Origin of the sequence: Tumidithrix elongata BACA0141 (genome assembly GCF_036349135.1) — a bacterium.
In the GTDB taxonomy this organism is placed as follows: domain Bacteria; phylum Cyanobacteriota; class Cyanobacteriia; order Pseudanabaenales; family Pseudanabaenaceae; genus Tumidithrix; species Tumidithrix elongata.
The window spans coordinates 1-11,624 of the sequence record NZ_JAZBJZ010000144.1; the positions used below are offsets into that span (position 1 = coordinate 1).

The 11,624-nt window shown below is 45.6% G+C and carries 11 protein-coding genes, 1 tRNA gene and 1 other RNA gene; 4 read left to right on the top strand and 9 right to left on the bottom strand.

Features of this window, described 5'->3' with window-relative positions:
• Positions 1 to 47 precede the first annotated feature (47 nt).
• Entirely contained in the window at positions 48 to 251 is a 204-nt protein-coding gene (locus tag V2H45_RS22850) for a hypothetical protein (protein WP_330486000.1), read from the bottom strand.
• Between the two features lie 23 nt (positions 252 to 274).
• Here V2H45_RS22850 and V2H45_RS22855 point away from each other — a divergent pair, with 23 nt between their 5' ends.
• On the top strand, positions 275 to 538 hold the full coding sequence (locus V2H45_RS22855) for a ribosomal maturation YjgA family protein (RefSeq protein ID WP_330486001.1): 264 nt from the start codon (positions 275 to 277) through the stop codon (positions 536 to 538).
• A 221-nt stretch (positions 539 to 759) separates the two neighbouring features.
• On the opposite strand, the gene ald is transcribed toward V2H45_RS22855, so the two are convergent.
• From ald to V2H45_RS22890, 7 genes are all read right to left on the bottom strand, one after another.
• On the bottom strand, positions 760 to 1,845 hold the full coding sequence (ald, locus tag V2H45_RS22860; RefSeq protein ID WP_330486002.1) for an alanine dehydrogenase: 1,086 nt from the start codon (positions 1,843 to 1,845) through the stop codon (positions 760 to 762).
• 76 nt (positions 1,846 to 1,921) lie between these two features.
• Positions 1,922 to 2,566 (bottom strand): LON peptidase substrate-binding domain-containing protein, encoded by a 645-nt coding sequence (locus V2H45_RS22865; protein WP_330486003.1) that lies wholly within the window; start codon positions 2,564 to 2,566, stop codon positions 1,922 to 1,924.
• Positions 2,567 to 2,798: 232 nt separating this feature from the next.
• Positions 2,799 to 3,245 (bottom strand): PH domain-containing protein, encoded by a 447-nt coding sequence (locus V2H45_RS22870; RefSeq protein WP_330486004.1) that lies wholly within the window; start codon positions 3,243 to 3,245, stop codon positions 2,799 to 2,801.
• A gap of 21 nt (positions 3,246 to 3,266) precedes the next feature.
• The gene (locus V2H45_RS22875; protein WP_330486005.1) at positions 3,267 to 4,469 is read right to left on the bottom strand and encodes an argininosuccinate synthase; all 1,203 of its coding nucleotides are present in this window, start codon (positions 4,467 to 4,469) and stop codon (positions 3,267 to 3,269) included.
• Between the two features lie 189 nt (positions 4,470 to 4,658).
• Positions 4,659 to 4,755, bottom strand: an RNA gene (ffs, locus tag V2H45_RS22880) — signal recognition particle sRNA small type.
• A gap of 97 nt (positions 4,756 to 4,852) precedes the next feature.
• Positions 4,853 to 6,139: a M16 family metallopeptidase gene (locus V2H45_RS22885; RefSeq protein ID WP_330486006.1), complete on the bottom strand. Its 1,287-nt coding sequence runs from the start codon at positions 6,137 to 6,139 to the stop codon at positions 4,853 to 4,855.
• Between the two features lie 61 nt (positions 6,140 to 6,200).
• Positions 6,201 to 7,553, bottom strand: coding sequence for a M16 family metallopeptidase (locus V2H45_RS22890; protein WP_330486007.1), 1,353 nt, complete (start codon positions 7,551 to 7,553; stop codon positions 6,201 to 6,203).
• Between the two features lie 157 nt (positions 7,554 to 7,710).
• Here V2H45_RS22890 and V2H45_RS22895 point away from each other — a divergent pair, with 157 nt between their 5' ends.
• The 3 genes from V2H45_RS22895 to V2H45_RS22905 all read left to right on the top strand — a co-directional run bounded on the left by V2H45_RS22895 (position 7,711) and on the right by V2H45_RS22905 (position 10,238).
• The gene (locus V2H45_RS22895) at positions 7,711 to 8,166 is read left to right on the top strand and encodes an NUDIX hydrolase (RefSeq protein WP_330486008.1); all 456 of its coding nucleotides are present in this window, start codon (positions 7,711 to 7,713) and stop codon (positions 8,164 to 8,166) included.
• A gap of 457 nt (positions 8,167 to 8,623) precedes the next feature.
• The gene (locus V2H45_RS22900; protein ID WP_330486009.1) at positions 8,624 to 9,994 is read left to right on the top strand and encodes a hypothetical protein; all 1,371 of its coding nucleotides are present in this window, start codon (positions 8,624 to 8,626) and stop codon (positions 9,992 to 9,994) included.
• 105 nt (positions 9,995 to 10,099) lie between these two features.
• Positions 10,100 to 10,238, top strand: a tRNA-Leu gene (locus V2H45_RS22905).
• 134 nt (positions 10,239 to 10,372) lie between these two features.
• Here the strand turns inward: V2H45_RS22905 and V2H45_RS22910 are convergent.
• On the bottom strand, positions 10,373 to 11,494 hold the full coding sequence (locus V2H45_RS22910) for a WG repeat-containing protein (protein ID WP_330486010.1): 1,122 nt from the start codon (positions 11,492 to 11,494) through the stop codon (positions 10,373 to 10,375).
• Positions 11,495 to 11,624: the final 130 nt, after the last annotated feature.

Consider the following 11,624-nt stretch of genomic DNA (forward strand, 5'->3'; position numbering starts at 1 on the left):
TTTTCCTCAAATCCCTTCCTACTCTTGTTTGTATTTTTAGAGATGCCCTAAAGCAGTTTGTCTTTTATTGTGCGTAAAGTGGCTTTACGTCCCCCTCCTAGTTCACGTTTGCGCGTGATTTCGGGTTTGATCAGACTTTGACGATATGCTTCTGTAAACGTCGGTAAAAGAAGCTCAAAGGCTTTAAGATTAAGCCCCGTCATTGCTCGTATTAGTCGATCCTGTTTAAAAATGCGTTCTAGGTTTAGCATTTACATCTCGCCTTCTAACTGTTTTGTTATTATCTATTATTTCCAAACAAGTCTATTGTTTGATTCGGTCTTTTTGGAAGATTCCTACAACAGTTGCCGCTTTGTCTGTGTTTGGGTTTGCCTGTACGATCGAAGGTTTGCAGTATTTGAATCTTGTCGATCGCTTAGGGTTACGACAATACAAGCTTTTAGCGATCGTGATCGGAACTACCTTTGATTGGATGGATATCCTTGCTTACGCGATCGGCACTGCGATCGTATTGATGTGCGAACTATTCTATATTTAACGTCAGTTCGGGATAAGAAAACCTGAAATGCTATACATCCCAAGGATCCCCCCCCACCCCCCTTTTTTCAAGGGGGGAGAACTCACTTCCCTTTTTCAAGGGGGATGCCCGATAGGGCAGGGGGAGCAAACCTCTCGGTTCCAGCAAGTCGGCTTGATTTGTTCCGAATCCTTAACCTGAACTCAGATTATTTAAACATTACAAGACTCTTTATCCATCTATTACCCTAAATCAGGGAATGTCTTTAAAACTTCAGGATGGACAATGATTCCATTTTTAATATTTAAACCTTTCGCAAGTACCTGATCGTGAGAGAGCGCATCCATGCCCTCACGGGCGATCGCACAGACATAGGGAAGCGTAGCATTCACAAGGGCTTGCGTGGATGTCCAAGGCACTGCTCCGGGAATATTTGGTACGCCATAGTGTAATACGCCTTCAGCTTCGTAGACAGGTTCTGTATGGGAGGTGGTTCGCCCAGTCTCAATACAACCACCTTGATCTACAGCTACATCAACAATGACAGAATGCGATCGCATTTTCCCCACGAGTTCTTTTGACACCAAAATCGGGGCGCGACCACCCGCCAATAATACAGCTCCGATCACCAGATCGGCATCAGCGACGGCTTCAGCAATGCTGTTGGGCGTACTATAGAGCAATTCCACCCGCGAGCCAAAGATGATTTCCAGTTCGCTCAGTCTTGTCGAACTAATATCAAGAATTTGTACGCGCGCGCCTAGACCCACTGCCATGCGAGCGGCCTCCGTACCAACCACACCACCCCCCAAAATCGCTACGCGTCCCGATCGCACCCCTGGAATTCCACCCAACAAAACCCCACTTCCACCCTGTTGCTTGGTGAGATAGTGCGCGCCAAACTGTACGGATAAGCGACCTGCAATGATACTCATGGGCGTCAAAAGAGGTAGTTGCCCAGTGGCTGTTTGTACGGTCTCGTAGGCAATACAAGATGCCCCCGATCGCAGTAATGCCTTCGTCAGATCGCGATTGGCGGCAAGATGTAAATAGGTAAATAAAATCAGATCGGAATGTAGCAATTCATACTCAGATGGCAAGGGTTCTTTGACCTTCACAACCATGTCTTGGGCATAGGCTTGCTTTGCTGTCTCAACGATGGTTGCGCCTGCTTTGACATAGTCGGCATCATGAAAACCAGCTCCTAAACCAGCTTCCTTTTGAATGCTGACCTTGTGCGATCGCTTCACGAGAGTTGCTACAGCAGCAGGTGTTAAACCCACGCGAAACTCTTGATCTTTGATTTCCTTAGGCACACCAATTCGCATGAGAAATTACCTATATGAGAGGAATGAGAGATGAAATGTTCTATTCTCAATGGAGAAAGATTGTTTGGGAATAGAACTACGACTGATTAAAGGTCTCTTTAAGCACAGTCCGAGCGGCGAGTTGACTGCGAGTTGAGGAAAGAATCTCAGCTTCTCGACGTAGGCGGGCGGCGGTATCGAGGGTTTCTAACAATGCCTGTTGCTCTCCACTTGCCCCTTGAAAGTTGCTGGCAATCCAATAGGAAAGTTCGATGGGACTGCGAGGAATTTGAGGTAGCTCAATTTCTTGTTCCGTTAGCTTTTGAGACAAGCGCACGACATCATCCAGTAATTCTCTGACTTCCGTTGCCAAGAGATAGGGGGCATCGTTACTGGGCTCATCTTCAATCCATTCCACTAACCCAACGCGATAGGGGGTCTGGCGAATATACTCTAAAACCCGAAATCGTTGTTGTCCAAGGGTTAAGAGTTTAAAGCGATCGTCAGGCATGCGGTGGTGCTGCACAATTTTGGCGCAGCACCCAACATTGGTCGGTTGCCCTGCTTCAGAGTCCCACATTAATACGCCAAAATAGCCATCACTTTCTAAGACAGTGTTGATCATCATGCGATAGCGATACTCAAAGATGTGCAGAGGGAGAGACTGTCCGGGGAAAAGCACAACTTCAGGCAATGGAAACAGGGGTAGCTCTCTAACTGAAATCGAAGAAGATGATGACATTTCTGCTAATCGTACGGTGCTATGAGTTGTATTACTTTAGTTTAACGGGAGTTTAACGGAAATTCTATGAATTGCCTTTTTAATCGCGAACAATACTTCCGTTCGTGAGAATCTAAGAATTAATAACTTCCGCATTTCACCAGAGCGAAAAATTAGGAATACAACCCTAATCAATTTGCAGCCCTTAGCATCAGTTTAGCCTAACACCACCTCAATGTGGTACGAACCCCCATCACGATCTGCGATCGAAGTCCTCATCATTGTGCATCCGATAGCGTTGTCTACCCTTCTGGATGTATGGGCGTATAAGCTCATAAAGCTGGCGGACATCCAAGGGTAAGCGCTCTAGATAAACTTTGGGTGTAGAGATATCCTGTGTGATCAGCAGCATATTTCCCGTTCCCATTAGTCTTTGGCTAAAGGGCTTTTCTAGCTGAATATCATCGATTAGATAAAGTTCGATCGTGTCAATCTTTTGAGAAAAAATACCCGTTTCAATCACAATCCGTTGCGATGTGATCAAATAACGGGTATTGATGTTTTTTAGCCAAAACCAAAGCCAAGCAATTCCGAGGGTAATAATGCTGAGAAACAGGCGACCGACACTGCCGATCGCGGCGGGTCTGCCATTAAAAAATACCTGTTCCTCTGAGGTTGTACGGGGGGGATCGCTCGCCATAGGGTAGAAGTTAGCCGTGAGTTAGCCGTTTGCTGTTTGCGACCAAACACGGGTCGGCATGCCCCAGATATAAATAAAGCCTTCTGCTGCTTTATGATCGAACAGGTCAGCACTGGTGTAGGTAGCTAGCTCTTCATTATAGAGAGAATTGACCGACTTACGCCCGACAATTGCCGCAGTACCTTTAAAAAACTTGATGCGAACCGTACCCGATACCCGTTCTTGGCTGCTGTCGATGAAAGCATCAAGGGCGACTTTTAGAGGGCTGTACCACAGACCGTTATAGATCATGCGGGAATAGGTTTCCTCAATGTTGCGCTTGTATTGGGTCAAATCAGCGGTGAGGGTGAGACTTTCGAGATCGCGGTGCGCCTCAATTAATACGCTCATGGCAGGCGTTTCATAGATCTCACGGGACTTAATCCCAACCAGACGATTTTCGATCATGTCGATGCGACCGACGCCATTGTCACCCGCGATCGCATTCAACTGCGTCACGAGCGCTACAGGATCGAGCGCAGTGCCGTTCAAGCCAACGGGGATGCCTTTTTCAAAAGCGATCTCAGTGTAGGTAGGCTCATTGGGCGTATCGGCGATCGCTTTGGTCATCACAAACACATCCTCGGGGGCTTCTTGCCAAGCATCTTCGAGAATGCCCGCTTCGATCGCGCGTCCCAACAGGTTACGGTCAATACTGTAGGGTGAAGATTTTTTTACAGGTGAAGGGATGCCACATTTCTCACCATAGGCGATCGTTTCTTCGCGACTCATTCCCCATTCACGGGCGGGGGCTAAAACTTTAAGCTTGGGATTTAAGGCGGCGATCGAAACATCAAAACGTACTTGGTCGTTGCCTTTACCCGTGCAACCATGGGCTACGGCATCTGCGCCATACTCAGCAGCAGCATCCACCAAGATTTTTGCAATTAAAGGACGGGCTAAAGCCGTAGAAAGCGGATAGCGGTTTTCGTAAAAGGCGTTAGCTTTCACCGCAGGAAAAGCATAGTCGCGGACAAACTCGGCAACGACATCTTGAACGAGGGATACTTCTGCACCCGAGGCCAAGGCTTTGAGGCGAATTGGCTCTAATTCATCGCCTTGTCCCAGATCGGCTGCTAAAGTGATGACCTCTTTAACGCCCCACTCTTGCTTGAGGTAGGGGATGCATACGGACGTGTCTACGCCACCAGAATATGCTAAGACGACTTTATTAGCTCTTCCCATTAATCTATTCCTTGCTCTTTAGTACAAATAATACTGTGACTCAAATAATTAAATAACTTCTGAAAGTAGGTTCTGACTGTTACTCACGATCGTTATTTGTTGAGAGATCTGATAAGTTTCAGCCAATTGAGTCATTTTTCTCAACTGAATTTCCAGTCACTAAATTCGGTTACCAAACGTAACCAATAAAGTAGCCCGGGTACTACGCCTATTCCAAGCATCCCTTAGTGCTGCTGCCTTCCGACCCTGACACGGTTCGGGCGTTGAGATCGCATAGATCCGAGCCAGATATAGACTAACACCGATCGCGATCGATTACGCGAAAATTTTTTCAAAAGCGATCGCGCAAACATACCCTCATCATCGTAGTGGCTGGATTTGAGCTAAACCAAAGTCCCTAAAGCTTCAGCAGAGCCAACGACAGAGACAGCAGGTGTGACCAAATAAGTTTGGGCCGCTTGTTGAATTTCATGCACGGTGACCGATTCGATCAGGGTAACAAAGTCGAGATCGAATGCCACACCTAGCCCTAGGACTTCATACCAACCAAATACCTGCGCGATCTGACTATTGGTCTGTTTTCCCAAGGCGTATTGTCCTAAAAGCTTACTTTTAGAAATCTCTAGGTCATCTAGATCGAGCATGTCATGGATGAGGCGATCGCATTCAGCTTTGAGTCCCTTGAGAGCAATATCGGCATTATGGGGTGCTGTACCCATATAGGTGACGAACTGAGATAACTCTAAGCGCGTTGGATAAAAGGCTGAGACTTCGTAGGCGAGTCCGCGTTTTTCGCGCAATTCCACAAACAGGCGGCTAGATAGACCGTTACCTAGGTAGGTTGTAATTAATTTGAGTGCCCCATAGTCTTTTGAATTCACGGCTGGCGCACGATACCCTAGCATGACGATCGCCTGTTGCGTGTCCTGTTCCGACAGCATGCGTTTGGGCTGAAAGGGAGGCATCTCAACCATGGGTGGCGTAACTTGCGTCTGAGGTTGCCAATCCCCAAAAGTTTCCTCTACTAGGGCTAAGGCTCGTTCGGGCGTAATTCTTCCTGCAATGCTAATCACCATCCGATCGGGGCGAAAATGGGTCTGATGATAAGCGAATAGATCGGATTGTTCAATTTCATCGACGGTTAGTTCTGTGCCCAATGCCGAGAATCCATAGGGATGATCGCCATACATGAGTTTTTGCAGGTGATCGTAGGCAATACTAAAGGGGCGTTCTTGCTGCGATCGAATTGCTTGAATTGTCAGGCGTCGTTCTAACTCTAGTTCGGTGAGGGGAAAAGTCGGCGATCGCAAAATTTCGGCGGCTAAAGTCAAAATTGTGGCAAAGTCTGCCGAAATCGTTTTAATGCTGAGTAAAAAGTAATCGGGGGAAGCTTCCGTTCCTAGCGAAGCACCGATGGATTCGATCTGTTCGGCAATTTCTTGAGAAGAGTTGTTGATTGTGCCTTTGGTGAGTAAAGAGGAAACCAAATGCGATATACCTGCAAGATTGGAGGTTTCTACCCTTGTCCCCCCTTTAAAAAAGCAACGTGCCGCAATGATGTCTGCCGTTGGGTTTTCCACCACCAAGACCACGATACCGTTAGGGAGAACCATGCGGTAGGTTTGGCGTTTCAAAATTTCAGGTGAGACTTTAGGTAAAGCATCCGTCATCTGTTCAATGTTCGCTCGTAATCGATCCCAAAACTATACAGAAAATGCGTCACTTTGACCTTCAAATGGGTATTAAGCTTGCGATCGCATAATGTTCTGGGGACAGGTATTTTTGCGCTAAAGCTTGGATATCAGAGGGTTGCGCGCGCCTAATTAGCTCGCAATAGGTGGTTGCCCAGTTAGCGCATAGGTCTTCACAGCCGAGTAGACCGTGATACCCCAAAAAGCTAGCGAGTTGATTGGGTGACTCTAGGGAAAAGGCGAAATTGTTACAGAGCGATCGCTTGGCTCGATCTAATTCGGCATCCGTGACCAAGGTTGTCGATAGTTGTGCCACCTGATGCACGATTTTATGCTCCACAGGTTCGAGATAGCTGTCATCTAGATAGGCACTAATGGTAAAGAGTCCGGGTTCTTTCTGCATCGTGAAACCGCTACCAATATCCTGAACCCAGCCCAACTCTTCGCGTAACTCTCGCACCAGTCTCGAAGAACGTCCCTCAGCCAAAATCACCGAAACCAGTTCGAGGCATAGGGCATCCTCAAGCGACTCCACACTGGCACCCAGCCATGCTAGGGTCAAACGGCTATGCTGTAGTCGAGGCGATTGCTCTTGGTGTCTGCGAATCCCTGTTATGTTGACTTTAGCTTTAGGGCGATCGTTCGCTACATTCATGGGAGCATGCACTTGAGAAGCAGCAATCGTGGCATCCATGGAAAGACTTACAAAAGCATCGCGATGCTCGAAGGCGGCGCTGACAATTTCTACTGCCTCTGCTTGAGCGATCGCGCCAACGATCGCAACGGTCATCTGTTTGGGATGATAGTGATGGCGATGATAGGCACGCATTTGTGCTGGGGTCAACTGTTCTAAAACTTCAACAGAGCCCAGTACGGAACGGCTATAGGGATGGTTTTCATAGACGGTTTCCATCAACTGCTGATAGGCAAGCCAATCAGGATCGTCAAGGGCTTGGCGAATTTCTTCGATCACAACCTGTCGCTCTTGGTAAAACTCATCATCGGGAATGCTGGCATTAAGCAGCATATCGGCAAGATAGGAGAGGGTTAAATCAAAATGATTGGCTGCGGTTGTGAACATAAAATGGGTGTAATCGAGACTGGTTGCCGCATTGGCAATGCCCCCCTGTGACTCAATTACAATGTCAAATTCCCCAGGTAAAATATTCTGTGTTCCCTTAAAGATCATATGCTCTAAAAAATGAGCCATCCCTGCCCATTCTTCTGGCTCAGATGTAGTTCCAGCCTGAACCCATATATCTACGGATACAACAGCAGTTGTGGGAATCTCTTGATGAATTAATGTTAGACCGTTTGCAAGTTTGAGAAAAGTTGCTCCCGTTTCAGCTTTCTCTAGCTTGATTGCTTCTATCTTCTCGCAGGTTACTGGCACAGTTTGCGTTCATAATAGGTCGTTAATCTATTCATTATCTGGCATTAATGCACTCACATAGTATTCAATGATACATAGTCGCGCCTTCGTGTTTTTGTCGTGTTTTGGCGGTAATATCCTGCGAGCAGGCAGCAACTTGTTAAATAACATGTTAAAGATGAACAACTCAGAAAACAAGCCGCAAAAATTAGTAGCGATCGCGATCTTGCGTTACCAAGATCGTTTTTTGATGCAACTGCGAGATGATATTCCCACCATTGTTCATCCCGGTTGCTGGTCGATGTTTGGCGGTCACATAGAAGCAGACGAAACCCCAGAGTTTGCCATGCAGCGCGAACTGTTGGAAGAAATTGGCTATGCACCACCTAAACTCGAACTTGTGGGCTGCTACCCTACAGAGGTCGCTAAACGCCATGTCTTTTTTGCCGAACTATCGGTGGGTCTGGAGGCTTTGGAATTGCATGAAGGATGGGATATGGATTTGTTGACAATTGAAGATATTGCCCGAGGCGATCGCTATTCTGAAAAAGCCAAGCAAGTGCGTCCATTAGCAGTCCCACATCAGCAGATATTACTCAGCTTTTTTGATTCATCTCGCAGCAATATCCTTTAATGCTTAAAAAGTTTCATCCTATTACGATAATTTCTTATTTAAATTTCAGGTATGAACTAAAGTTTTAGATTACTAAGTGTGCTTACAAATTCTTTTGATCGGTGAATGAGATAGCAGTTTGTGGCATAGATAAAATAGGTATTAAAATGTAGATCGAACTTGCATAAATTGCACGGGTGGGGTTAGTTTGTTCCTGTAGGTCTCGCTAGAAATTTGGCCGATTAAAAAGAAAATACAAAAAATGCAGATTAGCAAACTATTCAAGGTTAAATGAGCTACATTGCTCTACCATACTTAACTGAAAATAGCTTTAATGATTACACTGCAATCTAATACATTCACATCTGTCTATAAATTTGCCTCAAATATTGCCACAAATACTAGACTGTAGCTATTTGGCATAAATCTTGAGCATAAATATTAGGCACTAAAGCAAGCAAAGGCTGAAGAGGGCTGCATGGACAATGGACAAGATAGAAAAAGATGCCTAGAGCGCTTACTCTGGGCAGTCGGTAAGCTAGGTGGAAAAATTGATTTGCCGCAACTTACCAAAATATCTGAGTTAATCATCCAAACCATGACGGGTCGGTGGCGCTCATTTCATACGCCAGATCATATTTTTGAGGTGGGTGATGGGGGCGATGCGATCGAGGTGATTGCTGCTTTGTTTCACGATTTAGTCTACGTACAGGTAGATCAGGGAGTCAGTGTCAATATCAGTCGATATATTGCACCTTTTGTCAAAGAAGTTGACGAACAACTCGTGATTTTAGAAGCATCTGAACTTCAAGATGATTACATTTTTACGTTAGTAGCCTTGATTTTTGGTTTTGTGCCCGGACAATCGATGCAACCCACGTCAGGGCAAAATGAATTTCTAAGTGCTTTAATTTGCCTCAAAACCCTAGAAAATTTGCTTGCCTTTAGCCAGTTAGTTGAAATTGCTGCCTGTATTGAAGCAACAATTCCGTTTCGACCCAAGTCATCTTCAGGTTTGACGGTCAGTGATATTTTATATAACCGACTTGAAGAGGCAAATCATAAATTCGAGCTGGGGTGGACGAGTGAAAATATTATCCAAAGCGTAAAGCGATCGGTGCGTTTAGCAAATCGAGATGTACAGAACTTTTCCAGCCCTAATTCGGCTCATTTTCTCAACAATACCTGGAACTTATTACCCGAGACCAATCACGATCTAAAAAACACAAATTCCTATACGGTGCATGGCTATCGCAAGTCGATGCAAAAGATGGAAGGGTTTATAAGCTTTCTCAGACCCGAGCTTGTGTTTAGGCAATATCAAGGGGAGCCTGACGATCGCGCCTATGCTGAAATGCTCGAACGAACCAGTAATAACCTAGAAGTTGCCAAGCTTTACCTCGGTACAAAGTTGACTTCGATCGCGGTCTTAGAAGCTCTATCTTTTCGGATCGGTCGCGATATTCCTTTATCAACCATGATGGGAGAGTTACCCTCCGAGGATATATTGGTTGCAGGACTGGAGCAATTCCTTCCTTGCGTGGAAATTCCATCTCCCCTAAACAACAGCGTAGAAAAGGAAGTACTAGAATTATTAGAGAAGGGAAGAACGCTTGACTCTGAATATGATGTGAGGAACTCACCTGTCGCTACATTTATGGTGAAATCTTCTGGGTTTGATGAAATTCGTTATTTATTGCAAATGGCGAGACAGTTTTTTGAAAGAGAGATTGACTCTGAAGTGTTTTTGGCTAGTTGTAACTCTAAGGTGATTGGCTTAATTACTGAGGCAGTTTTAAAACTGTTTGAAGCACGTAAAGTATCGATGAGTCGCGGTTATAGCCTCTAGATTTTGTTTGAAATAGGACGCGATCGCCACTTGAACCCAGTTGGTTTAAAATTACCAATATATTTTTTGTAGTATTTTTGTAGTATATGTGCTACTCTAGGTTTTGTGGCGGATAGCTCAATGGTAGAGCACCAAAAACATCCTTGTTCAAACCTTATCCGAACGGGCAACCCCTAAGGGTCGAAGAATGAGGGTTATCGACTCAGGATCGGGTTGTTGGGAGTTCGAATCTCCCTCCGCTACATTGGAGACCGATTTCTCTTGAATATGCGACAGATAGGAGTTTGGATTCCGCGCTGAGCGCGGATTTTTCAAAAAAGATGCGTTGCATCTTTTTTGAAAATGGTATGACAAAATCTTCCATCCCAATTCCCGTTTTTAGCGGTGTGGAATCGTCCAGACAAACTGCCCTGTTTTATTGATATAGCCCGTTTTGTCGCGTCCAGAAACCCAAGCCAATCCATGGGTAAAGCTTCCTAAATGGCTCGATTTTGGCAGACTGATGATAATTTTGCCCGTGCGATCGATATAATAGCCGCGATCGCTGAGAAAGACTGGAGCCAGCCCCTCATGAAATTCACCCAGTAAACCATAATCCCCTGAAATCGCAAACTTACCCGTTTTATCGATATACCCTTGCTTATCGTCCATCACAGCCCTTGCTAATCCTTCGGTAAAGTTAGATGTTTGAATCGGGAGAAATTGGGGTTGGATCGCGAACTTTCCAGTCCTATCGATGTATCCCGTCTTATGGTTGACTACCACCCATGCGAGTCCTTCCGAAAAAGTGCCGCTATAGAACACCTCGACGCGATCGAATTTTGCTGGAATCGCAAATTTTCCTGTTTTATCGATATAACCGATCTTCTTGCCAACCTGCACCCATGCCAGCCCTTCCGAAAAGCTGCCCGCCATTTGAAACTGGGGTGGAATCACCATTTTACCTTGGCGATCGATATAGCCAACCTTGCCTCCAACCTGAACTGCGGCTAGACCATCAGAGAAATTTTCGCTAAATCCAAAAAACATGGGTTCAAACTGGATCGGTACGATCGCTTTGCCCGTGGCATCAATATAACCAACCTTATAATTCAATGCCACGATCGCCAGCCCTTCCGAAAAATCTCCTGCTCCAGTGAACTGAGGTTTAATTACAAACTTACCGCTGGTATCGATATACCCCCATTTCCCTCCTAGCTGTGCCGCCGCTAATCGCAATCCATTGGGAAGCTGAACAAAAGATTTTACACTCTCAAATTGAGGTGGAATCGCGATCTTACCCGTAGCATCGATAAAACCGATTTTGCCTTGGGACTGGATTGGAAATAAGGCAGGAGAATCTGCAAGCGCATCTAAGTCAACGGATGTGGGCTGCACGGTGTCTGCCAATCGTATATTCGGTGCGGCTGCCGTTATCTCTGGGGAAACGCCGAAACCCGCGATCGCGGACAATCCAATTAGTAAGGAACTTAAGGAGATTTGTTTGACTTGCTTTAACATAGGTAGGTTTTCACGATTGCTACAGGAGAAAACATAGCGATCTTACCCACAAATATCTTTTCTACTACAAGCTATCCTGCATTATTCATGAGAGCCCAAAAGAGAATAAAAATCAAGAAAAAAGGAAGAG

Coding starts and splice junctions, on each gene's coding strand:
- V2H45_RS22850 (WP_330486000.1), bottom strand. CDS start 251: ATGCTAAACCTAGAACGCATTTTTAAACAGGATCGACTAATACGAGCA.
- ald (WP_330486002.1), bottom strand. CDS start 1,845: ATGCGAATTGGTGTGCCTAAGGAAATCAAAGATCAAGAGTTTCGCGTG.
- V2H45_RS22865 (WP_330486003.1), bottom strand. CDS start 2,566: ATGTCATCATCTTCTTCGATTTCAGTTAGAGAGCTACCCCTGTTTCCA.
- V2H45_RS22870 (WP_330486004.1), bottom strand. CDS start 3,245: ATGGCGAGCGATCCCCCCCGTACAACCTCAGAGGAACAGGTATTTTTT.
- V2H45_RS22875 (WP_330486005.1), bottom strand. CDS start 4,469: ATGGGAAGAGCTAATAAAGTCGTCTTAGCATATTCTGGTGGCGTAGAC.
- V2H45_RS22885 (WP_330486006.1), bottom strand. CDS start 6,139: ATGACGGATGCTTTACCTAAAGTCTCACCTGAAATTTTGAAACGCCAA.
- V2H45_RS22895 (WP_330486008.1), top strand. CDS start 7,711: ATGAACAACTCAGAAAACAAGCCGCAAAAATTAGTAGCGATCGCGATC.
- V2H45_RS22900 (WP_330486009.1), top strand. CDS start 8,624: ATGGACAATGGACAAGATAGAAAAAGATGCCTAGAGCGCTTACTCTGG.
- V2H45_RS22910 (WP_330486010.1), bottom strand. CDS start 11,494: ATGTTAAAGCAAGTCAAACAAATCTCCTTAAGTTCCTTACTAATTGGA.